Source organism: Streptomyces sp. NPDC087845 (genome assembly GCF_044742755.1).
Lineage (GTDB): Bacteria > Actinomycetota > Actinomycetes > Streptomycetales > Streptomycetaceae > Streptomyces.
Genome location: NZ_JBIUVC010000012.1, coordinates 66184 through 86695, shown reverse-complemented (window position 1 = coordinate 86695; position 20512 = coordinate 66184). Strand labels below are relative to the sequence as shown.

General features: G+C 70.9%; 22 protein-coding genes. 14 read left to right on the top strand and 8 right to left on the bottom strand.

Translation table 11 applies throughout. The features are described from left to right. Positions 1–3 precede the first annotated feature (3 nt). Both ACIOMQ_RS28355 and ACIOMQ_RS28350 read left to right on the top strand, forming a co-directional pair. A complete protein-coding gene (locus ACIOMQ_RS28355; protein WP_401266945.1) occupies positions 4–2577 on the top strand; it encodes a DEAD/DEAH box helicase in 2574 nt (857 codons plus the stop codon). 49 nt (positions 2578–2626) lie between these two features. Then, on the top strand, positions 2627–3499 hold the full coding sequence (locus ACIOMQ_RS28350; protein ID WP_401266943.1) for an acyl-CoA thioesterase: 873 nt from the start codon (positions 2627–2629) through the stop codon (positions 3497–3499). A 12-nt stretch (positions 3500–3511) separates the two neighbouring features. On the opposite strand, the gene ACIOMQ_RS28345 is transcribed toward ACIOMQ_RS28350, so the two are convergent. From ACIOMQ_RS28345 to ACIOMQ_RS28325, 5 genes are all read right to left on the bottom strand, one after another. Beyond that, complete coding sequence (locus ACIOMQ_RS28345) at positions 3512–3775, bottom strand: DUF6011 domain-containing protein (protein ID WP_362206174.1); 264 nt, start codon at positions 3773–3775, stop codon at positions 3512–3514. Positions 3776–3800: 25 nt separating this feature from the next. Further along, on the bottom strand, positions 3801–4214 hold the full coding sequence (locus ACIOMQ_RS28340) for a hypothetical protein (protein ID WP_402190909.1): 414 nt from the start codon (positions 4212–4214) through the stop codon (positions 3801–3803). An 82-nt stretch (positions 4215–4296) separates the two neighbouring features. Then, complete coding sequence (locus ACIOMQ_RS28335) at positions 4297–4584, bottom strand: SHOCT domain-containing protein (protein ID WP_362206176.1); 288 nt, start codon at positions 4582–4584, stop codon at positions 4297–4299. 110 nt (positions 4585–4694) lie between these two features. Further along, positions 4695–5141, bottom strand: a complete 447-nt coding sequence (locus ACIOMQ_RS28330; protein ID WP_362206177.1) for a DUF6325 family protein — start codon at positions 5139–5141, stop codon at positions 4695–4697. A 572-nt stretch (positions 5142–5713) separates the two neighbouring features. Beyond that, complete coding sequence (locus tag ACIOMQ_RS28325; protein WP_362206178.1) at positions 5714–6154, bottom strand: hypothetical protein; 441 nt, start codon at positions 6152–6154, stop codon at positions 5714–5716. 156 nt (positions 6155–6310) lie between these two features. On the opposite strand from ACIOMQ_RS28325, the gene ACIOMQ_RS28320 reads away from it, so the two are divergent. From ACIOMQ_RS28320 to ACIOMQ_RS28310, 3 genes are all read left to right on the top strand, one after another. Continuing rightward, positions 6311–6892, top strand: a complete 582-nt coding sequence (locus ACIOMQ_RS28320) for a helix-turn-helix domain-containing protein (protein WP_401757533.1) — start codon at positions 6311–6313, stop codon at positions 6890–6892. Positions 6893–6950: 58 nt separating this feature from the next. Further along, positions 6951–7517, top strand: a complete 567-nt coding sequence (locus ACIOMQ_RS28315) for a GNAT family N-acetyltransferase (protein ID WP_362206180.1) — start codon at positions 6951–6953, stop codon at positions 7515–7517. A gap of 173 nt (positions 7518–7690) precedes the next feature. Continuing rightward, a complete protein-coding gene (locus ACIOMQ_RS28310) occupies positions 7691–8179 on the top strand; it encodes a glutathione peroxidase (RefSeq protein WP_362206181.1) in 489 nt (162 codons plus the stop codon). A gap of 141 nt (positions 8180–8320) precedes the next feature. Here the strand turns inward: ACIOMQ_RS28310 and ACIOMQ_RS28305 are convergent, their stop codons facing one another. After that, on the bottom strand, positions 8321–9547 hold the full coding sequence (locus ACIOMQ_RS28305) for an acyl-CoA dehydrogenase family protein (RefSeq protein WP_401266932.1): 1227 nt from the start codon (positions 9545–9547) through the stop codon (positions 8321–8323). A 174-nt stretch (positions 9548–9721) separates the two neighbouring features. Here ACIOMQ_RS28305 and ACIOMQ_RS28300 point away from each other — a divergent pair, with 174 nt between their 5' ends. Continuing rightward, positions 9722–10372, top strand: coding sequence for a TetR family transcriptional regulator (locus ACIOMQ_RS28300; protein WP_362206183.1), 651 nt, complete (start codon positions 9722–9724; stop codon positions 10370–10372). A gap of 12 nt (positions 10373–10384) precedes the next feature. Here ACIOMQ_RS28300 and def read toward each other — a convergent pair whose 3' ends face one another. Next, positions 10385–10930 carry a peptide deformylase gene (def, locus tag ACIOMQ_RS28295; RefSeq protein WP_362206184.1) on the bottom strand — a complete coding sequence of 182 codons (546 nt, stop codon included), beginning with the start codon at positions 10928–10930 and terminating at the stop codon, positions 10385–10387. Between the two features lie 114 nt (positions 10931–11044). Between def and ACIOMQ_RS28290 the strand changes: the two genes are divergently transcribed. From ACIOMQ_RS28290 to ACIOMQ_RS28270, 5 genes are all read left to right on the top strand, one after another. After that, positions 11045–12283, top strand: a complete 1239-nt coding sequence (locus tag ACIOMQ_RS28290) for a MurT ligase domain-containing protein (protein WP_093893409.1) — start codon at positions 11045–11047, stop codon at positions 12281–12283. Between the two features lie 34 nt (positions 12284–12317). Then, the gene (locus ACIOMQ_RS28285; RefSeq protein ID WP_362206185.1) at positions 12318–13046 is read left to right on the top strand and encodes a glutamine amidotransferase; all 729 of its coding nucleotides are present in this window, start codon (positions 12318–12320) and stop codon (positions 13044–13046) included. A gap of 143 nt (positions 13047–13189) precedes the next feature. Continuing rightward, positions 13190–14218, top strand: a complete 1029-nt coding sequence (locus ACIOMQ_RS28280) for a 6-phosphofructokinase (protein ID WP_362206186.1) — start codon at positions 13190–13192, stop codon at positions 14216–14218. Between the two features lie 111 nt (positions 14219–14329). After that, positions 14330–15280: a cytochrome c oxidase assembly protein gene (locus ACIOMQ_RS28275; RefSeq protein WP_362206187.1), complete on the top strand. Its 951-nt coding sequence runs from the start codon at positions 14330–14332 to the stop codon at positions 15278–15280. A 66-nt stretch (positions 15281–15346) separates the two neighbouring features. Next, entirely contained in the window at positions 15347–15505 is a 159-nt protein-coding gene (locus ACIOMQ_RS28270) for a hypothetical protein (protein WP_362206188.1), read from the top strand. Between the two features lie 47 nt (positions 15506–15552). Here ACIOMQ_RS28270 and ACIOMQ_RS28265 read toward each other — a convergent pair whose 3' ends face one another. Beyond that, the gene (locus tag ACIOMQ_RS28265; protein ID WP_402190905.1) at positions 15553–15948 is read right to left on the bottom strand and encodes an SSI family serine proteinase inhibitor; all 396 of its coding nucleotides are present in this window, start codon (positions 15946–15948) and stop codon (positions 15553–15555) included. Positions 15949–16264: 316 nt separating this feature from the next. On the opposite strand from ACIOMQ_RS28265, the gene ACIOMQ_RS28260 reads away from it, so the two are divergent. The 3 genes from ACIOMQ_RS28260 (at position 16265) to ACIOMQ_RS28250 (ending at position 20437) form a co-directional block, all read left to right on the top strand. Beyond that, positions 16265–16411, top strand: coding sequence for a cupredoxin domain-containing protein (locus ACIOMQ_RS28260; RefSeq protein WP_362206190.1), 147 nt, complete (start codon positions 16265–16267; stop codon positions 16409–16411). A gap of 334 nt (positions 16412–16745) precedes the next feature. Continuing rightward, positions 16746–19163: a glycoside hydrolase family 48 protein gene (locus ACIOMQ_RS28255; protein ID WP_402190902.1), complete on the top strand. Its 2418-nt coding sequence runs from the start codon at positions 16746–16748 to the stop codon at positions 19161–19163. Next, positions 19160–20437, top strand: coding sequence for a cellulose binding domain-containing protein (locus tag ACIOMQ_RS28250; protein WP_401757529.1), 1278 nt, complete (start codon positions 19160–19162; stop codon positions 20435–20437). The genes ACIOMQ_RS28255 and ACIOMQ_RS28250 overlap by 4 nt, the downstream gene beginning before the upstream one ends. Positions 20438–20512 lie beyond the last annotated feature (75 nt).

Below are 20512 nucleotides of genomic sequence, written 5' to 3'. Positions count from 1 at the left end.
TCCGTGATCTTCATACGGTCGTCCGGTTCCCTCATCCGGGCGGAAGGCAGGCAAGATGGGGGCGTGACCCTTATCGATCAGCTGCCCCCGACCGACGACCCCGACGCCCTCTTCGAGGCTTTCTCGTCATGGACCGAGACGCAGGGCATCACCCTCTACCCCGCTCAGGAAGAGGCGCTGATCGAGGTGGTCTCCGGTGCGAATGTGATCCTTTCCACCCCGACCGGCTCCGGGAAGAGCCTGGTCGCGGCGGCTGCACACTTCACCGCGCTGGCCCAGGACAAGGTCACCTTCTACACCGCGCCCATCAAGGCACTGGTCTCGGAGAAGTTCTTCGACCTGTGCAAGCTGTTCGGTACGGAGAACGTCGGCATGCTCACCGGCGACGCCTCCGTCAACGCCGACGCCCCGGTGATCTGCTGCACGGCCGAGGTGCTGGCCTCGATCGCGCTGCGCGACGGGAAGTACGCCGACATCGGCCAGGTCGTGATGGACGAGTTCCATTTCTACGCCGAGCCGGACCGCGGCTGGGCCTGGCAGATCCCGCTCCTGGAGCTGCCGCAGGCCCAGTTCGTCCTGATGTCGGCCACGCTCGGCGACGTCAGGATGTTCGAGGAGGACCTGACCCGCCGCACCGGCCGCCCCACTTCCGTGGTGCGCTCCGCGACCCGGCCGGTGCCGCTCAGCTACGAGTACCGGCTGACCCCGATCACCGAGACCCTCACCGAACTCCTGGAGACCAGGCAGTCGCCGGTGTACATCGTGCACTTCACCCAGGCCGCGGCCGTCGAGCGGGCGCAGTCGCTGATGAGCATCAACATGTGCACCAAGGAGGAGAAGGAGAAGATCGCCGATCTGATCGGCAACTTCCGCTTCACCACCAAGTTCGGCCAGAACCTCTCCCGCTACGTGCGGCACGGTATCGGGGTGCACCACGCGGGCATGCTGCCGAAGTACCGGCGCCTGGTGGAGAAGCTCGCCCAGGCCGGTCTGCTGAAGGTGATCTGCGGTACGGACACCCTCGGCGTCGGCGTCAACGTACCCATCCGCACTGTGCTGTTCACGGCGCTCACCAAGTACGACGGCACGCGCGTGCGTACGCTGCGCGCCCGTGAGTTCCACCAGATCGCGGGCCGCGCGGGCCGGGCCGGGTTCGACACGGCGGGCTTCGTCGTGGCGCAGGCGCCCGAGCACGTCATCGAGAACGAGAAGGCCGTCAAGAAGGCGGGCGACGACCCGAAGAAGAAGCGCAAGGTGGTCCGCAAGAAGGCCCCCGAGGGCTTCGTCGCCTGGTCGGAGACGACCTTCGACAAGCTGATCCAGTCCGATCCGGAGCCGCTGACCTCCCGCTTCCGGGTCACGCACACGATGCTGCTGTCCGTGATCGCGCGTCCCGGCAACGCCTTCGAGGCGATGCGGCGGCTGCTGGAGGACAACCACGAGCCGCGCAGGGCGCAGCTGCGTCACATCCGCCGGGCCATCGCGATCTACCGCTCGCTGCTGGACGGCGGCGTCGTGGAGCGCCTCGACGAGCCGGACGCGGAGGGCCGTATCGTCCGGCTCACCGTCGATCTCCAGCAGGACTTCGCGCTCAACCAGCCACTGTCCACCTTCGCGTTGGCCGCGTTCGACCTGCTGGACCCCGACTCCCCGTCGTACGCGCTGGACATGGTCTCCGTCGTCGAGTCGACGCTCGACGACCCCCGGCAGATCCTCGCCGCCCAGCAGAACAAGGCGCGCGGCGAGGCGGTCGGGCAGATGAAGGCGGACGGTGTCGAGTACGAGGAGCGGATGGAGCTGCTCCAGGACGTCACGTACCCGAAGCCGCTGAGCGAGCTGCTGTGGCACGCGTACGACGTGTACCGCAGGAGCCACCCGTGGGTCGGTGACCATCCGGTCTCGCCGAAGTCGGTGATCCGTGACATGTACGAACGCGCCATGACCTTCACGGAGTTCACCTCCCACTACGAACTGGCCCGTACCGAGGGCATCGTGCTGCGGTATCTGGCGAGCGCGTACAAGGCGCTTGAGCACACCATCCCGGACGACATCAAGTCCGACGACCTGGAGGATCTGATCGCCTGGCTCGGCGAGATGGTCCGCCAGGTGGACTCCAGTCTTCTGGACGAGTGGGAGCAGCTGGCCAACCCGGAGGTGGAGACCGCCGAGGAGGCGCAGGAGCGGGCCGACGAGGTCAAGCCGGTCACGGCCAACGCCCGCGCCTTCCGGGTGCTGGTGCGCAACGCGATGTTCCGCCGGGTGGAGCTGGCCGCGCTGGACAAGGTGGGCGAGCTCGGTGGGCTGGACGGCGACGCGGGCTGGGACGAGGACGCGTGGGGCGAGGCGATGGATGCCTACTGGGACGAGTACGACGACCTGGGCACCGGTCCGGACGCCCGCGGGCCGAAGCTGCTGAAGATCGACGAGGACGCCGCGCACGGTCTGTGGCGGGTGCGGCAGACCTTCGCCGACCCGAACGGCGACCACGACTGGGGCATCAGCGCGGAGATCGACCTGGCCGCCTCCGACGAGGAGGGCAAGGCCGTCGTCCGGGTCACCTCGGTGGGGCAGCTGTGAGGGCGTACGCCGTGGGGGCGGCGCCGCTGCGAGAGTGGAGACGAACGGCATGACGAACCCCGCCGAGCGCCTGGTCGATCTGCTCGACCTGGAGCGGATCGAGGTCAACATCTTCCGTGGGCGCAGCCCCCAGGAGTCCCTCCAGCGGGTCTTCGGCGGGCAGGTGGCCGGGCAGGCGCTGGTCGCGGCCGGCCGTACCGCCGACGGGGACCGGCCGGTCCATTCGCTGCACGCCTACTTCCTGCGTCCGGGGCGTCCGGGGGTGCCGATCGTCTACGAGGTGGAGCGCGTCCGGGACGGCCGGTCGTTCACCACCCGCCGGGTCACGGCGGTCCAGCAGGGCCGGACGATCTTCAATCTGACGGCGTCGTTCCACCGGCCGGAGGAGTCGGGGTTCGAGCACCAGCTGCCGCCCGCCCGCGAGGTCCCCGACCCCGAGGAGCTGCCGACCGTCGCCGAGGAGGTGCGTGAGCACCTCGGGGCACTTCCGGAGGCGTTGGAGCGGATGGCGCGCCGGCAGCCGTTCGACATCCGGTACGTGGACCGGCTGCGCTGGACGCGGGAGGAGGTCGAGGGCGCGGACCCGCGCAGCGCGGTCTGGATGCGCGCGGTCGGCCCGCTGGGCGACGACCCGCTGGTGCACACCTGCGCGCTGACGTACGCCAGCGACATGACGCTGCTCGACGCGGTCCGCATTCCGGTGGAGCCGCTGTGGGGGCCGCGTGGATTCGACATGGCGTCGCTGGATCACGCGATGTGGTTCCACCGGCCGTTCCGGGCGGACGAGTGGTTCCTCTACGACCAGGAGTCGCCGATCGCCACCGGCGGACGGGGGCTGGCGCGCGGCCGGATCTACGACCGCGGGGGCAATCTGCTGGTGTCCGTGGTGCAGGAGGGGCTGTTCCGCAGCCTGGGCGCGTAGCCGGGTGCCGGCTCAGATGCCGGGGAGCGGGTCCTGTTCGACCTCGTGGCGGCGGGTGCGGATCTCCGGGGGTGCGGGGTGCAGTTTGGCGTCGCAGGCGGGTCCGAGGCCGGTACGGCGTGACTCCGTACCGGTGAGCGGGCGACCGCACATGCGGCAGCGCACCACCGGCCGGCGGGCGGACGGGTCGGCCGGACCGTCCTCGGGAAGGGGCTCGACGCCCGACCCGGGGAAAAGTCCGGGCCGGGGTTCGGGGAGGGGTTCGGCAGAGTCCACGAATCGATCTTCTCAGGGCGCCCGTCTACTCTGCGACTTCCGAGTGGCGCACGGCGGAGGAGTTCGCGGTGGGCAGCGTGCCGGCATTGAAGCCGGTCCCCCGGCCGGCGAGGGGCAGAGACGCTGAACCGGACACCGCCTTCCGGGAGCGGTCGCGCCCGTCGGCCATGTCATCGAGTTCGCCGACGGACCCGGCGGCGATTCCCGGGTGGTGGCCCATGTGGAGCGCGAACTGCCGCCCGGCGGGATACCGGCGTACCTGGAGGCCCGCGGCAGCGGCGACGCGGCGCGCGGGCCCCGGCGCATCGTCTGGCGGGCCGGCCAGGAGGTCCCGCTGGAGTTCCGGTCGGACGACGACGAGATCCATGTCCACGCCGCGTGGGTCGACTGGCGGCTCGCTGCCGGCGCTGATCCGCGCCTTCGGCAGCTGGATGGGCACTCCCTGGGACGACAAGCGCCGGTGAACCGGGTGCGGTCGGCACATGGCCCCGGGCGTGGCCCCGGGCACGCCTCCCGACCGCTCAGGAGGCGAGGATTCTGGCCTTCTGCGCCTCGAATTCGCTGTCGCTCAGCACTCCTCGGGCCTTGAGGTCACCGAGCTCCTTGAGCTGAGCGATCTTGTTGCTCATCTCTTCCTCCGGTGCGAGGGACGTGGGAGCGGGAGGCGGTGGGGCGGACCGGTCCTGGGCCTGGGCTGCGTCCTGCCGGGCCCAGCGGCCCGCCTGCCGCCGGGAGACCCGGTTGGAGACCGAGGTGGCGGTTCCGGCGATCACCGCTGTACGGGCGACGCCGCGAAGAAGGCCTGGCATGGTGCATCTCCTTTGACTGGCTCTGCGGGGTCGGGGGCCGGCATGCCTGGCGGAACTCCTCCGGGACGCCCGGCCCGACGGTTCCGTGCCCGGTTCGGACCCCGAACGGTTCAGACCCTGGACTCGGCCGCGTCGAGCGAGGCCAGGACCTCCTGGATCGGGATCCGGCCGTTGGCGACGAGGCGTCCGCCGGAACGGCGCAGGGCGGCCGCGAACGGTGCCGCCCACACGTTCTCGTAGATGACGATTGCGGCAGCGCTGCCGGGTTCGAGGACCGCACTCGCCTCGTCGATGTCGTCACGGCCGATCAGGCCCGAGGACACCCCTTCGAACACGGTGAGTTCGCCACCGCCGTCCCCGGTCAGCTCGGAGAGTTCCACGCCCTCGACCGAACCGTCCCGGTTCTTCCTGACGAACGTCAGATCCAGGATCCGGATGATGCCCCGGTCGACCAGGTCGACCAGCAGGGGCAGTCCTTCACCCGTCACCCGGCTCCCCGCCGGGAATTCGACCACCAGGTAGTCGATCGGTCCCGTCTCGTCGCTCTCGCCGCTCACGTCAGCTCCTCAGACATCTCGACTGCCCCGGTTCCGCCGGAGGCCACGGCCTCCGCCATTGCAGCAGCGGGTGGAGCGGAACGCATCTCGGCGGCGGCCCCGGGGAACGCCGCCCCGTTGCGCCGTTGGACTGAGGGCGGGTCACTCCCCCGGCCGAGCGGTGCGAGCCGCACCGAGCGGCTGCAACGCATCCTCATCTGGGAAGGCTCCCTGATCGACCCGGTCGGCGGCATCCTGGGGGCGCTCGTCTTCCACGGTGTCGTCGCAGGCGAGCGGCGGGGTTCGGTGCACCGGCTCGGGCCACCCGCCGGCAGCAAGGGCGTGGTGGCGCCGTTCACCGGGGGCGAAGCGCTCTTCGGTGCGGGGCTGACCGGGCCCGAGCCGGTACGAGGCCGGGGCGCGGGTGGTGGCCCACCGGGTCGACGGAGCCGTTCCGGCGGGGCAGGATGTGCTGTTCGTCGTCCGTCCGGACGGACGCCTCGCGCCGGTCACGAGCACCCGCACCCCGGCCGTCCGAGCGGCTGCCGGCCTGACTGCCCGCAGGGCCCCCTCCCGCTGCCCGCCGCCGTTCGTCAGGCGCCGTCCTCCTCCTGCTGCGGCGCCGCGCACAGCGCCCAGAGGACGAAGACGTTGATGGCGATGAGCACAATGGACCAGAGCGGGTAGAAGGGCAGCCACAGGAAGTTGGCGAGTGCGCCCAGGCCCGCCAGCACGATGCCGACGACACGCGCCCAGGTCGCGCCGGTGAGCAGCGCACAGCCGGCGAGGACGATGCCGATGCCCAGAGCGAGATGGATCCAGCCCCAGCCCGTGAGGCTGAACCGGAACACGTAGTTGTGCGTGGCGATGAAGATGTTGCTCCTGGCGATGGCCGCGATCCCTTCGAAGATCGCCATCGCCCCGCCGAAGATCATCAGAAACGCGGCGAAGGCGGTCCAGCCGTACCGGAAGGGATGATGCGAACGCGGGCTGGCGCCGGGCGCCACACTCGGCCCGCTGGTGGCACTGGCCATGTCGGCCTCCTCGGGTAGCAGAGCAACCCCGGTGGACCCGAGTGGGCCCGCCGGGCCTCCCGGACCAGCGTGGCACGAGCACGTCCTGTCAGCAGAACGACCGTGTCCCGGCCGTCACTCCAGGCATTTTCTCTGACCAGAGATATCATCCCTGTCGTGAGAGATATCGAAGAGGCGGAGCCCGGCTCCGTCGACGCCCGGCTCGCCGTGCGGCTGGGCGAACTGCGCACCGGACGCGGCTGGTCGCTGGACGAACTGTCCCGGCGCAGCGGGGTGAGCCGCTCCACGCTGTCCCGGCTGGAGCGGGGCGAGCTGAGCCCGACCGCCGCCCTGCTCGGCACGTTGTGCACGGTCTACGGCCGGACGATGTCCCGGCTGCTGATGGAGGTCGAGGCGGAGCCACCGCAACTGGTCCCCGCCGCGCGGCAGCCGGTGTGGCGGGACGAGGCATCGGGCTTCGTACGCCGCTCGGTCTCGCCGCCCCACACCGGCCTGCGCGCGGAGCTCGTCGAGGGCACCCTCGACGCGGGAGCCGCCATCGCGTACGAGAGCGCACCCGTGTCCGGCGTGGAGCAGCACGTCTGGGTGCTGGAGGGGACGGTCGAGATCACCGTCGACGACACCGTGCACACCGTGCACAGCGGCGACTGCCTGCGCTTCCTGCTGCGCGGCCCCTCGCGTTTCCACTGCCCCGGGCCGGATCGGGTCCGCTACGCGCTGATGATCGTCCTGCCGTGACATCCGTGCAATCCCTGAAGGCCGCGAAAGCCGCCAAATCCCTGAGAGGACCTGCCTCATGACCGAGATCGTTCCGGTTTCCGGGCCCGGACTGGTCACCTACGCCGATGAGTTGGCCGCCCTTCTGGTGGAGACCGTGGACGGTGGATCGTCGGTGGGTTTCCTCGCGCCCCTGGACCGCGGCGCGGCGGCCGCCTGGTGGCGGGAGAGGGCCGGGGCCGTCGACGCCGGAGACCTCCGGGTCTGGATCGCCCGGGACGCGGAACGGGTGGCGGGGACCATCGGCCTGGTCCGGGCTCCGCTGCCGAACGCCCGCCACCGGGCGGAGATCGCCAAGCTGATGGTCCGTCCGTCGGCCCGCGGTCAGGGGCTCGGCCGGTCGCTGCTGGCCGCTGCCGAGCGGTCGGCCGCCGAGGAGGGGATCACACTGCTGGTGCTGGACACCGAGAGCGGCAGCCCCGCCGAACGGCTCTACCGTTCGGCGGGCTGGACGGAGTGCGGATCGATTCCGGACTACGCCGCCGACCCGGCCGGGACCCTGAGACCGACGACGCTCTACTACAAGGCGGCCGGCGCCGCGCAGGGGTCGCCGAAACGGGCGGCGGGGCCGTCCGCGGCCTCGTAGGCAGAATCGTCAGGCGCACCTACGGGTCGCCGACGGGCCGTTGTCCCGCACCCGGGGCACCCGCGGCCCGGCCGCTGGATCCGAACAGCCGGGCGTTCGGGAGTTCGGGTTCACGGTGATCAACCAGTGGGCACGACAATGGCTGTGGAAGCCACCCTCACAAGGAGAGCCTCATGACGCTGTACGACATCCCCCTGCGCACGCTCACCGGCGAGCCCACCTCCCTGGCCGACTACCGCGGCCGGGCGGTCCTGTTGGTGAACGTCGCGTCGAAGTGCGGGCTCACGCCGCAGTACGCGGGCCTGGAACGGCTCCAGAAGGCTTACGGGGACCGCGGCTTCACCGTGCTCGGTGTGCCGTGCAACCAGTTCGCCGGCCAGGAGCCGGGAAGCGCGGAGGAGATCCAGACCTTCTGCTCGACGACGTACGGTGTCAGCTTCCCGCTGCTGGAGAAGACCGACGTGAACGGCGCGGAACGCCACCCGCTCTACGCCGAGCTGACCGCCCTCGCGGACGAGGACGGCGAGGCCGGTGACGTCCAGTGGAACTTCGAGAAGTTCCTCATCTCGCCGGCGGGCGAGCCGGTCGCGCGTCTTCGCCCGCGCACGGAGCCGGAGGCACCGGAGCTCGTCGCCGCCATCGAGTCCCAGCTGCCCGCCTGACCGGTTCCGTCCTCACCACCGGACGACCGCTCTTCCCCTCGGTGGCCGGACGGGCCGCAATTCCGGCCCGTCCGGCCACCGAGGACGGTGGGGTGGGGGCCCTGCGGGCGTGAGCCGCGCACACCACCGCCGCGCACCCCGTCAGCGGATCGGCATGCCCGAGAGGGTGCGGGCGATCACCAGACGCTGGATCTCGCTCGTACCCTCGAAGATCGTGTAGATCGCCGCGTCCCGGTGCATCCGCTCCACCGGGTACTCACGGGTGAAGCCGTTGCCGCCGAGGATCTGGACGGCCTGCGCGGTGACCTTCTTCGCCGTCTCGCTCGCGTACAGCTTGGACATGGAGCCCTCGGCCGAGGTGAACGGCTTGCCGGTGGCCGCCATCCAGGAGGCACGCCAGACCAGCAGCCGGGCCGCGTCGATCTGCGTGCGCATGTCGGCGAGCTGGAAGGCGATGCCCTGGTTGTCGATGATCGGCCGGCCGAACTGGGTGCGGGTCTTCGCGTAGTCCAGCGCGACCTCGTACGCCGCACGGGCGGTACCGACCGCCATGGCGCCGACCGCGGGGCGGGAGGCCTCGAAGGTCGCCATCGCCGCGTTCTTCACCCGCTCGCCACCGGACGCGGCGCGCTCGCGGGCCCGGGCCAGGCGCTGGTCGAGCTTCTCCTTGCCGCCGAGCAGGCAGTGGCCGGGGACGCGGACGTCCTCGAGGACGACCTCGGCGGTGTGCGAGGCGCGGATGCCGTGCTTCTTGAACTTCTGGCCCTGGGAGAGGCCGGGGGTGTCCGGCGGCACGATGAACGAGGCGTGCCCCTTGGAGCCGAGCTCCGGGTCGACCACGGCGACGACGACATGGACGTTGGCGATTCCGCCGTTGGTCGCCCAGGTCTTGGTGCCGTTCAGCACCCACTCGTCCTTGGCCCGGTCGTACACCGCACGGGTGCGCATCGAGGCGACGTCGGAACCCGCGTCCGGCTCGGAGGAGCAGAAGGCCGCGACCTTGACGTCGTCGGCGTCGCCGTACATCTGCGGGATCCAGGTGCCGATCTGCTCCTCGGTGCCGTTGGCGAGGACGCCCACGGCCGCCAGGCCCGTACCGACGATCGACAGGGCGATGCCCGCGTCCCCCCAGAAGAGCTCCTCCATCGCCATCGGGATGCCGAGACCCGTCGGGTCGAAGAACTGCTGGGCGTAGAAGTCGAGGGAGTAGATGCCGACCTTGGCCGCCTCCTGGATGACGGGCCAGGGCGTCTCCTCACGCTCGTCCCACTCCGAAGCCGCGGGGCGGATCACATCCGCGGCGAAGCCGTGAAGCCAGTCACGGACCTGCTTCTGGTCGTCGTTGAGTTCGAGCGTGAACTCCGCCATGTTCCCCTCCACGTACTACCCTGAAAAACCACTCGTTACTTGCGGTAACCGCAGTCTGTTACCGACAAGTAGCCTCTGTCAACCGCCCGGGTGCCCATCCGCAGTCCGCCGGGCAGGGTGTTACGTTGCGCAGGCAGGACGCAATGTGCGTGGCCAGGGGCGGGGAGAGACGACATGGAGAGCACACGACAGGCCGAGCGGCAGCGGACAGCGGCCGAGAGCCGCCGCCGCGAGCTGCTCGAAGCCGCCGACCGCGTGGTGCTCAGGGACGGACCGGGCGCCTCGATGAACGCCATCGCGGCGGAGGCCGGAATCACCAAGCCCATCCTCTACCGGCATTTCGGCGACAAGGGCGGCCTCTACCGGGCCCTCGCCAAGCGCCACACCGACGCCCTGCTGATCGCCCTGCGGGCGGCGCTGGACGCACCCGCCGAGCGCCGCCGGCGCGTGGAGTCGACGCTCGACACCTACCTGGCGGCGATCGAGGCCCGCCCACAGGTCTACCGCTTCCTGATGCACCCGTCCGACGACTCGGCGCCCTCGACCGAGCAGGGTTTCGACGTCGGACGGCACTCCGCGCCACTGCTGCGCAGACTCGGCGAGGAACTGGCCCTGGTGATAGCCGAGCGGGTGGACCTGGGCCCGGACAACGAGGCCATGGCCCGCATCTGGGGCCACGGCATCGTCGGCATGATGCACGCCGCGGGCGACTGGTGGCTCGGTGAACGCCCTTGCTCCCGCGAGCAGTTGGTGCGCAGCCTGGCGGATCTGCTGTGGGGCAGACTGGCCGACGCGCGCGACCGGCCCGGCGGCCCGGGGTTCTGAGGCGCCGTGCGGTCAGCCGCCCTTCGCCCAGGGAGCCCGGCGGGCCGCGCGCAGCGCCCTCGACCGGCGCAGCCCGGTCAGCCGGTCCGTGTAGACCATGCCGTCGAGATGGTCGCACTCGTGCTGGAGGCAACGGGCGAAGAAGCCGGTCCCGGTGATCCGTACCGGCTCGCCCCCGACGGTCGTGCCCTCGACGACGGCACGGTCGAAGCGCGGGGTGCCGGCCTCGATCCCGGGCAGCGACAGGCAGCCCTCCGGACCGCGTACGGTGATGCCGTCCGCCTCGACCAGTTTCGGGTTGACGAGATGTCCGAGGTGCCGGACGTCGTCGTCGTCCGGGCAGTCGTAGACGAACACCCGCAGCGGAACGCCGACCTGATTGGCCGCGAGCCCGACGCCCTGGGCCGCGTACATGGTGGCGTACATGTCCTCGACGAGGCGGGCGAGCGAGGGACCGAAGTCCGTGACGGGTTCGCAGGCTCCGTGCAGCACCGGATCACCGAGCAGACTCATGGCACGAATCAGTCCGGAACTGCCGGGGATCGGGCGGTTTCGCATGGCGGCAATCGTACGTTCCACGTGACCTCCACCTCCCCGGCGGTGCCGCGGTGCGGTCGCCGCGCCGGACATCGATAGGCTGGGCATGGACCGATGCAAGGAGGATCTAGGACGATGGCAGGCAACACGGAGCCGTTGTCGCCGCGGGCCAAGCTGGCCGTGACGGCGGGTAAGGCCGCGGCGGCGGTGTCCCGCGCCGCGGGGCGCGGCAGCGGATCGGTGATCGGCGGCCGGGTGGCGCTCAAGCTCGACCCCGACCTGCTGGGGCGGCTGGCGCAGCACCTGGACGTGATCCTCGTGTCGGCGACGAACGGCAAGACGACGACGACCCGGCTGATCGCGGAGGCACTGCGGGCCGCGGGCCCGGTCGTGTCCAACGCGCTCGGCGCGAACATGCCGGCGGGCATCACCTCGGCACTGGCGGGCGGCTCGGACGCGAAATACGGCGTCATAGAGGTCGACGAGAAGTACCTCGCCGGGGTCGCGCGCGACACGACGCCCAAGGTGATCGCGCTGCTCAACCTCTCCCGCGACCAGCTCGACCGCGCCGCGGAGACCCGGATGCTCGCGGAGAAGTGGCGTGAGGGGCTGTCCGGCTCGAAGGCCGTGATCGTCGCGAACGCCGACGACCCGCTGATCGTCTGGGCGGCGTCCTCCTCCCCCAATGTGGTGTGGGTCGCGGCCGGGCAGGCGTGGAAGGACGACGCCTGGTCCTGCCCGTCCTGCGGCGGTGTGATGCAGCGCCCCGGCGACGACTGGTTCTGCGGCGAGTGCGGATTCCGCCGCCCCGCCCCGAGCTGGGTGCTGCACGGCGACTACGTCCTGGACCCGCACGGATCGGCGTGGCCGATCCACCTCCAGCTGCCCGGCCGCGCCAACAAGGCCAATGCCACCAGCTCCGCCGCCGTGGCCGCCGTCTTCGGTGTGCCGCCGCAGGTGGCGCTGGAGCGCATGTACCAGGTGCAGGCCGTCGCGGGCCGCTACGACGTGGTCAGCTTCCTCGGCCGTGAGCTGCGGCTGCTGCTGGCGAAGAACCCGGCGGGCTGGCTCGAAACGTTCTCGCTGATCGACCCGCCGCCCACCCCGGTGATCCTCTCCGTCAACGCCCGCGGCGCGGACGGTACGGACACCTCCTGGCTGTGGGACGTGGACTACACCCAGCTCGCCGGTCACCCGATCTTCGTGCTCGGCGACCGCAAGCTGGACCTCGCGGTCCGTCTCGAAGTGGCCGGTCTCGACTTCCGGGTCTGCGAGAACCTCGACGAGGCCGTGCAGCAGGCCCCGCCCGGCCGTATCGAGGTCATCGCCAACTACACCGCCTTCCAGGACCTGCGCCGTCGTGTCGGCAACTGACCCCGGCCGCGGCCACCTCCGGAGAGGACGAAGCATGAGCAACAACGGTCTGCGTCTGGTCTGGGTCTACCCCGACCTCCTCAGCACCTACGGCGACCAGGGCAACGCGCTCGTGGTGGAGCGCCGGGCCCGGCAGCGCGGTCTCGACGTGCAGCGCGTCGACGTCCGCAGCGACCAGCCGGTCCCGACGTCCGGTGACATCTACCTGATCGGCGGCGGCGAGGACCGTCCGCAGCGGCTCGCCGCGGAGCGGCTGCGCCGCGACGGCGGGCTCAGCCGGGCCGCGTCCAACGGCGCGATCATCTTCTCGGTCTGCGCCGGGTACCAGATCCTCGGCCATGAGTTCATCAACGACCTCGGTGAGCGCGAGGCCGGTCTCGGTCTGCTCGACGTGGTCTCCACGCGAGGCGAGGGGGCCCGGTGCGTCGGTGACGTACTGGCCGACATCGACCCGCACCTCAACCTGCCGCCGCTGACCGGTTTCGAGAACCACCAGGGCGTCACCCATCTCGGCCCGACGGCACGCCCGTTCGCCCGGGTGCAGTTCGGCCGGGGCAACGGCACCGGCGACGGCACCGAGGGCGCGTACAACGACACCGTCTTCGGTACGTACATGCACGGTCCCGTGATGGCGCGGAACCCCCTGATCGCGGATCTGCTGCTGAAGCTGGCGCTCGATGTCAACGCCCTGCCGCCGACGGACGACCGCTGGTACGAGGCGCTGCGCGCCGAGCGCATCGCGTCGGCGACCCAGCCCGCCTGATGAGGCCCATTTCGCTCAGCTGAGCGGCGTCCAGCAGGCGGACGCCCGGTTCGGCCCCGCCACCCTGCGCCGGTAGGGTGGCGGGGATCCAACCGGACGACGTGGTCCGGTCGTCGGCCCACGTTGCAAAGGTTTCCCGGGCAATGCGAATTGGTGTGCTCACCTCCGGCGGCGACTGCCCCGGCCTGAATGCCGTCATCCGCTCCGTCGTGCATCGCGCGGTGGTCGACCACGGCGACGAGGTCATCGGCTTCCACGACGGGTGGAAGGGTCTCCTCGAGTGCGACTACCGCAAGCTCGACCTCGACGCGGTCGGCGGCATTCTCGCCCGCGGCGGTACGATCCTCGGCTCCTCCCGGGTCCAGCCCGCCCATCTGCGGGGCGGCGTCGAACAGGCCAGGGGCCATGTCGCCGATCTCGGTCTCGACGCGATCATCCCGATCGGCGGCGAGGGCACGCTGAAGGCGGCCAACCTGCTCTCCGAGGCGGGCCTGCCGATCGTCGGCGTGCCGAAGACGATCGACAACGACATCGCCTCCACCGATGTGACGTTCGGCTTCGACACCGCCGTCGGGGTCGCCACCGAAGCCCTCGACCGGCTGAAGACGACCGCCGAATCGCACCAGCGGGTGCTCATCGTCGAGGTCATGGGCCGCCACACCGGCTGGATCGCCCTGCACTCGGGCATGGCCGCCGGTGCGCATGCCATCGTCGTGCCCGAGCGGCCCTTCGACATCGACGAGCTGACCGAACTGGTCGGCAAGCGCTTCTCGGCCGGCAAGAAGTTCGCGATCGTGGTCGTCGCCGAGGGCGCCAAGCCGCGCCAGGGCTCCTCCATGGAGATCGAGCGGGGCACCACGGACATCTACGGCCACGAGCGGTTCGCCGGGGTCGCGACGCAGCTCTCCACCGAGCTGGAGCAGCGCCTCGGCAAGGAGGCCCGCCCGGTGATCCTCGGCCATGTGCAGCGCGGCGGCACCCCGACCGCGTACGACCGGGTGCTCGCCACCCGTTTCGGCTGGCACGCGGTGGAGGCCGCGCACCGCGGCGAGTTCGGCATGATGACGGCGCTGCGCGGCACGGACATCGTGATGGTGCCGCTGGGTGAGGCCGTGGAGACCCTGAAGACGGTCCCGGCCGAGCGGTACGCCGAGGCGGAGTGCGTGCTCTGAGCGACACCCGGTCCGACGAACTGCCCCCGGCCGCACGTGCGGCCGGGGGCAGTTCTACTCTGGTCGGGACAACCGGCACGAAACGGGGACGTCCCCAGCGGGAGTGAACAGATGGATCACAGCGGGCACGGCATGAACATGGATCTACCGCCGTTCACGCTGGGGCGCGGGCTCCAATTCTCCGCGGACCCGTTCTTCCTCATCGGCTGCGTTCTCGCGGTCGGCCTGTACGGGTACGCCGTGCTGCGGCTGCGCGGGCGCGGGGACAGCTGGCCGACCGGCCGGATCGTCTTCTTCGTCGTCGGTGTGCTGTCCATCGCCCTGGTGATGTGCACCAAGCTGAACGACTACGGCATGGTCATGTTTAGCGTGCACATGGTGCAGCACATGGTGATCAGCATGCTGTCGCCGATCCTGCTGCTGCTGGGTGCTCCGGTGACCCTGGCGCTGCGGGCGCTCCCGGTCGCGGGGCGTGGCCGCACCGGCCCGCGCGAGCTGCTGCTGATGCTGCTGCACAGCCGGTACATGAGGGTCATCACGCATCCGGTCTTCACGATTCCGCTCTTCATCGCCAGCCTGTACGCGCTGTACTTCACCCCGCTCTTCGATTTCCTGATGGGTTCGAAGACCGGACACATCGCGATGATGGTGCACTTCCTCGCGGTCGGCCTGGTGTTCTTCTGGCCGATCATGGGCGTCGACCCGGGGCCGCACCGGCCCGGTTATGTGATGCGGATGCTGGAGCTGTTCGCGGGGATGCCGTTCCACGCGTTCTTCGGCATCGCGCTGATGATGGCGACGACGCCGATGGTGGACACGTACAAGCATCCGCCGGCCTCGCTCGGCATCGACGCGCTGAGCGATCAGAACTGGGCGGGCGGCATCGCCTGGGCGTTCAGCGAGATCCCGTCGGTACTGGTGCTGATCGCGCTGGTCTTCCAGTGGTACCGCTCCGAGCAGCGGACGGCCAAGCGCTCCGACCGTGCGGCCGACCGGAACGGGGACCAGGAGCTGCAGGCGTACAACGCCTATCTCGCCTCGTTGCAGGCGCGCGGGCAGTAGCGGTGGGCATGCCTCCGGGGTGACGATGGCATCCACGGCCATATGGCCGATGAGGAGGGTGCGGGCATGTCCGGATCCACGAAGACCATGGGCGTGATCACCGTGGTGGCCCTGGTGGCGGTCACCGCCTACACGGTGGCGCTGGGGAGCAGTGGCTGGCTCTGGTTCGGGTGGGTGGTCCTCGGGCTGATCACGCTGGGGATGGCCACGACGCGCGAATCCTGAGCCGGTCGGCTCGTCCGGCTCAGGACGACCGGGCTGAACGACCGGGTTCAGAAGCGGAAGACCGGTCCGGTGGCCACGCCCAGCTCGCAGGCGTTGGGGAACGTCTTCCGCCAGGCGACGGGCCGCCCGTCCCACCTGCCGGTGGCGGTGGCCGTCACCGGGTCGTACACCTTGGTGCACAGGTGCGGGTCACCGGGCAGGTCGTCCAGGTCGCCTGCGGCTTCGTCGATCGCCGCGCAGGCGGCGGCCGCCTCGGGGTGCCGGGTGTCCGGGGCGGGCGGGCAGATCAGCTCGACGCCGCGGATCCAGGTGTTCGCGCTGCCCGAGACGGTGAGGAAGAGTCTGCGCTCCGGCAACGGGGCGCCGGACCGGGCGGCCGCGGCGGACCCCGCGGCGGTGAGGGTGAGCAGGGCGGCGGCGGCGAGAGCGGCACGCAGGCGCATCGGAGAACTCCTGTGACTCGGGGGTACCGGGGATACGGGGGTTGCGGGGCGTCCCCGCGATGGCCCGGGGGATCTCGGCAACGGACCTGGGGGTGTCCCCCCATGTCCAGGACGCCCGGTCTGCGGGAACCCGGCAAGATGATCTTGGAAGTCGGCGCCGGGCAAGGCGCCGCGCCGCGGTCCCACCCTCCGGGGGCCGCCGGCGGGTCCGGGTGGAGTACCGGCGGACAGCGGGCCCCGGCGTCCCCGCCGGAAGCGGCCTCCGCCCCGGGAACCGCGGCCTCCGAGTCCGGCCCGCCGCAACCGGGCTCGACCGGTGGCCGCCACCAACGGGAAGACGTTCGACACCGGTGATACCGCGCCCGGGAAGACGGCCGCCTTCACTGCCCCGGCCAAGCCCGGCACCTACCCGTACATCTGCACTATTCATCCGTACATGAAGGGGTCGCTCACCGTTCGGTGACGCGCCCGATCCCGCGCCGACGGACCACACGATTCCGGCCCGGGCGCACCGTCTGCCATCAGCGGTTGTGCGGCACGGGCCGGGCCCGTGCCGGGGCTTCAGGTCGACCGAGCCGTAAAGCAGTTGTGATTTGAGCCTTGACAGGTGCGCATCACCACGCCACCTTGGGAGCGCTCCCACAATCAAGACTTGCACACAACGGCCGCCGTGCGCCCCTGCGGTGATCCCCGCCCGGGGCATCGGGCCCGTACGCCGCCCGGACCCGTTCCGCACCACCGCGCCGCCGCCCCCATCCCTCCACCCCTCCCCCACGACACCCGCCACTGGAGGATTTGTGTCGATATCCCGTAGAACGTTCAGCAGCGCGCTGGGCGGCGGTCTGCTCACCCTGGGCCTGGCCCAGGGCGCCGTCGCAGCCGCTCCCGCCGCACCGGCGGCCCGCGGCGCCGCCCGGCGCGCCGCGGGCGACGACCCGTACACCCAGGCGTTCCTCACCCAGTACGGCAAGATCAAGGACGGCATGCACTGGCTGATGGACCTGGACAACACCTACGGCTACGGCAACAAGCCGGGCACCGGCGGCGAGTCGGGCCCGGGCGCCGGTCCTTCGTTCATCAACTCCTACCAGCGCGGCTCGCAGGAGTCGGTGTGGGAGACCATCCCGCAGCCCACCACCGACCTCTTCGCGTACGGCGGCCCGAACGGCTATCTCGATCTGTTCGTCGGCGACCAGAACTACGCCAAGCAGTGGAAGTACACCAACGCCCCGGACGCCGATGCCCGCGCGGTCCAGGCCGCCTACTGGGCCTACCGCTGGGCCTCGGCGCAGGGCAAGGAGGGCGAGGTCGCGGCTTCGGTGGCGAAGGCCGCCAGGATGGGCGACTACCTCCGCTACGCCATGTTCGACAAATACTTCAAGCGCGTCGGCGACTGCACCGCCCCCGACTCCTGCCCCGCCGCCTCCGGCCGTGACTCGCAGCACTACCTGCTGTCCTGGTACTACGCCTGGGGCGGCGCCGCGGCCGGCAGCAGCGGCGGCTGGGCCTGGCGCATCGGTGACGGCGCCTCCCACCAGGGGTACCAGAACCCGCTCTCCGCCTGGGCGCTGTCCAACGTACCCGCGCTCACTCCGAAGTCGGCCACGGCCAGGACGGACTGGGCGAAGAGCCTGACCCGGCAACTGGAGTTCCTGGCCTGGCTGCAGTCCGGCGAGGGCGCGTTCGCGGGCGGGTGCACCAACAGCTGGGAGGGGCAGTACGGCACGCCGCCGGCCGGCACCCCCACCTTCTACGGCATGGCCTACGACTGGCAGCCGGTGTACCACGACCCGCCGAGCAACAACTGGTTCGGCTTCCAGGCGTGGGGCATGGAGCGGGTCGCCGCGTACTACTACGTCACCGGCAACGCGACCGCCGGGGCCGTGCTGGACAAGTGGGTCGCGTGGGCCTCCGGCGAGACGACGGTCGGCGCGGACGGCAGCTACCGCTTCCCCTCCACGCTGAGCTGGACGGGGAAGCCGGACACCTGGAACCCGGCGTCCCCCGGGAAGAACGCCGGGCTGCACGTGTCGGTGGTCGACTACTCCAACGACGTCGGCGTGGGCGCCGCGTACGTCAAGACGCTCACCTACTACGCCGCGAAGTCGGGCGACCGGGCCGCGGGCTCACTGGCCAAGGCCCTCCTCGACGCGATGGCGCTGAACGCCGATGCCAAGGGCATCGCGGTGCCGGAGACCAGGGCCGACTACAAGCGGTTCAAGGACGAGGTGTACGTCCCGTCGGGATGGTCGGGCACCATGCCGAACGGCGACACCGTCGAGCCGGGCGCCACCTTCACCGGCATCCGGACCTGGTACCGGGACGACCCGGACTGGCCGAAGGTCCAGGCCTATCTGGACGGCGGTGCGGCGCCCACCTTCACCTATCACCGCTTCTGGGCCCAGGCGGCGCTTGCGCTGGCCTTCGCGATCTACGCCGAGCTGCTGGTGGAAGGGGGCGGCAGCGGCGGGGACACCGAGGCGCCGACCGTGCCCGGTGGACTCACCGTGACCGCCACGACGAGCAACAGCGTGTCGCTCTCCTGGTCGGCCGCCACCGACAACGTCGGGGTGACGGGCTACGACGTCTACCGCAACGGGGTGCTCGCCGGGAACGCGACGACGCCGGCGTTCACCGACACGGGCCTCGCCGCGGCCACCGAGTACAGCTATGCGGTGGCCGCGCGGGACGCGGGCGGCAACACCTCGGCGCTCTCCGCCGCCGTGTCCGCGACCACGAAGGCGGGCAGCGGTGGCAGCGGCGCGGTGAAGGTCCAGTACAAGAACACCGACTCCTCGGCCACCGACAACCAGATCCGGCTCGGTCTGCAACTCCTGAACACCGGCAACGCCCCCGTGGACCTGTCCACGGTGACGGTCCGGTACTGGTTCACCTCCGAGGGCGGCGCGAGCACGTTCAGCACCAACTGCGACTACGCGGCGCTCGGTTCGTCCAACGTCATTCACAGGGTGGCCGCTGTCGCAGCCCCGAAGGCGGGTGCCGAGCGCTGTCTGGAGGTCGGCTTCACCGCAGGCGCGGGCACGCTGGCAGCGGGCGCCTCGACGGGCGAGCTCCAGCTGCGCCTGAACAAGACCGACTGGTCCGACTTCGACGAGGCCGACGACTACAGCCACGCCGCCAACACCGCGTACGCCGACGCCCCGAGGATCGCGGCGTACCTCGGCTCCGCCCTGGCCTGGGGAGTCGAGCCGTGAGGAGCCGCCGCACACCGGCCGGGCGCACCGGCCGCCGGCTGCCGGTGCTCGTCGCAGCGGCGGCGTCGCTGCTGCTCGCAGCGGCCTCGATGCTCACCGGCGCCCCGCCCGCGTCGGCCGCACCGGTCACCGACTGCACCCAGTGGGGAACCACTGAACTGCGGGGAGGCGAGTACGTCTACCAGCAGAACGAGTGGAACTCCGAAGCCCGGCAGTGCGTCGAGGCCGACCCGGCGACGGGCGCCTGGAGCGTCACCGATGCCTCGTTCGCGCTCCCGACGAACGGCGCCCCGGCCACGTACCCCGCCAGTTACCGGGGCTGCCACTGGGGCGCGTGCACGACGGACAGCGGACTGCCCTTGCGTGTCGCCGAGTTGGGCAGCGTGCGCACCAACTGGTCGACCACCCAGGTCGCTTCCGGCGCGTACAACGTGGCGATGGACATCTGGTTCGACTCCGCACCGGTCACGGACGGCCAGCCGGACGGCACCGAGCTGATGATCTGGATGAACCACCGCGGTGGCGTGCAGCCGATCGGGGCGCGCACCGCGACCGTGCAGCTCGACGGCCGGAACTGGGACGTCTGGACGGGTCCGGGCGCCTCGGGCTGGAAGGTGATCTCGTACGTCCTCCAGAACGGCGCCACCGAGCTGACCGACTTCGATGTGAAGGGCCTGATCGACGACGGTGTCACGCGCGGCGCCATCAATCCCGCGCACTATCTGATCGACGCGGAGGCCGGGTTCGAGATCTGGCAGGGCGGCCAGGGGCTCGGGATGAACGAGTTCGCCTTCGAGGCGAGCGCGAGGAGCGGCGGCACGGCCGGCGCGCTGAAGGCGCAGTACAAGAACAACGACGCGGCGCCGGGCGACAACCGGATCGGGCCCGGACTGCGACTGGTCAACACCGGCACGGCCCCGGTGGACCTGAGCGATGTCACCGTCCGCGACCGGTTCAGCGGTGAATCCGGCGCCACCGCCTACGGCACCTCGTGCGACTGCGCCGTCCTCGGCTGCTCCACCGTCACCCACCGGGTGCAGCCCGCTTCCGCCGCCGGTCCGGGCGCCGACCACTACCTGGAGGCCGGATTCGGCGGCGGCACGCCGGCGGCGGGCGCCACCACCGGCGAGATCCAGCTGCACCTCAACAAGGCCGACCGGTCGGCCTTCGACGAGACCGACGACTACAGCCGCACCACCGGCGCCTCGTTCACCGACGCACCGAAGGTCACCGTCCATGTCGACGGGGCCCTGGTGTGGGGCACCGCGCCCTGACCGGGCCGCCGCCCCTGCTCAACACCCCGCGAACCCGCCTGCGGGTACCTCCGCAGGCGTACGAGAGGAGCACGG

Excerpts from the sequence above, each read along its gene's own strand:
- ACIOMQ_RS28350 (WP_401266943.1), top strand. The coding sequence starts at position 2,627 with ATGACGAACCCCGCCGAGCGCCTGGTCGATCTGCTCGACCTGGAGCGG.
- ACIOMQ_RS28335 (WP_362206176.1), bottom strand. The coding sequence starts at position 4,584 with ATGCCAGGCCTTCTTCGCGGCGTCGCCCGTACAGCGGTGATCGCCGGA.
- ACIOMQ_RS28325 (WP_362206178.1), bottom strand. The coding sequence starts at position 6,154 with ATGGCCAGTGCCACCAGCGGGCCGAGTGTGGCGCCCGGCGCCAGCCCG.
- ACIOMQ_RS28315 (WP_362206180.1), top strand. The coding sequence starts at position 6,951 with ATGACCGAGATCGTTCCGGTTTCCGGGCCCGGACTGGTCACCTACGCC.
- ACIOMQ_RS28310 (WP_362206181.1), top strand. The coding sequence starts at position 7,691 with ATGACGCTGTACGACATCCCCCTGCGCACGCTCACCGGCGAGCCCACC.
- ACIOMQ_RS28305 (WP_401266932.1), bottom strand. The coding sequence starts at position 9,547 with ATGGCGGAGTTCACGCTCGAACTCAACGACGACCAGAAGCAGGTCCGT.
- ACIOMQ_RS28300 (WP_362206183.1), top strand. The coding sequence starts at position 9,722 with ATGGAGAGCACACGACAGGCCGAGCGGCAGCGGACAGCGGCCGAGAGC.
- def (WP_362206184.1), bottom strand. The coding sequence starts at position 10,930 with ATGCGAAACCGCCCGATCCCCGGCAGTTCCGGACTGATTCGTGCCATG.
- ACIOMQ_RS28290 (WP_093893409.1), top strand. The coding sequence starts at position 11,045 with ATGGCAGGCAACACGGAGCCGTTGTCGCCGCGGGCCAAGCTGGCCGTG.
- ACIOMQ_RS28285 (WP_362206185.1), top strand. The coding sequence starts at position 12,318 with ATGAGCAACAACGGTCTGCGTCTGGTCTGGGTCTACCCCGACCTCCTC.
- ACIOMQ_RS28280 (WP_362206186.1), top strand. The coding sequence starts at position 13,190 with ATGCGAATTGGTGTGCTCACCTCCGGCGGCGACTGCCCCGGCCTGAAT.
- ACIOMQ_RS28275 (WP_362206187.1), top strand. The coding sequence starts at position 14,330 with ATGGATCACAGCGGGCACGGCATGAACATGGATCTACCGCCGTTCACG.
- ACIOMQ_RS28270 (WP_362206188.1), top strand. The coding sequence starts at position 15,347 with ATGTCCGGATCCACGAAGACCATGGGCGTGATCACCGTGGTGGCCCTG.
- ACIOMQ_RS28265 (WP_402190905.1), bottom strand. The coding sequence starts at position 15,948 with ATGCGCCTGCGTGCCGCTCTCGCCGCCGCCGCCCTGCTCACCCTCACC.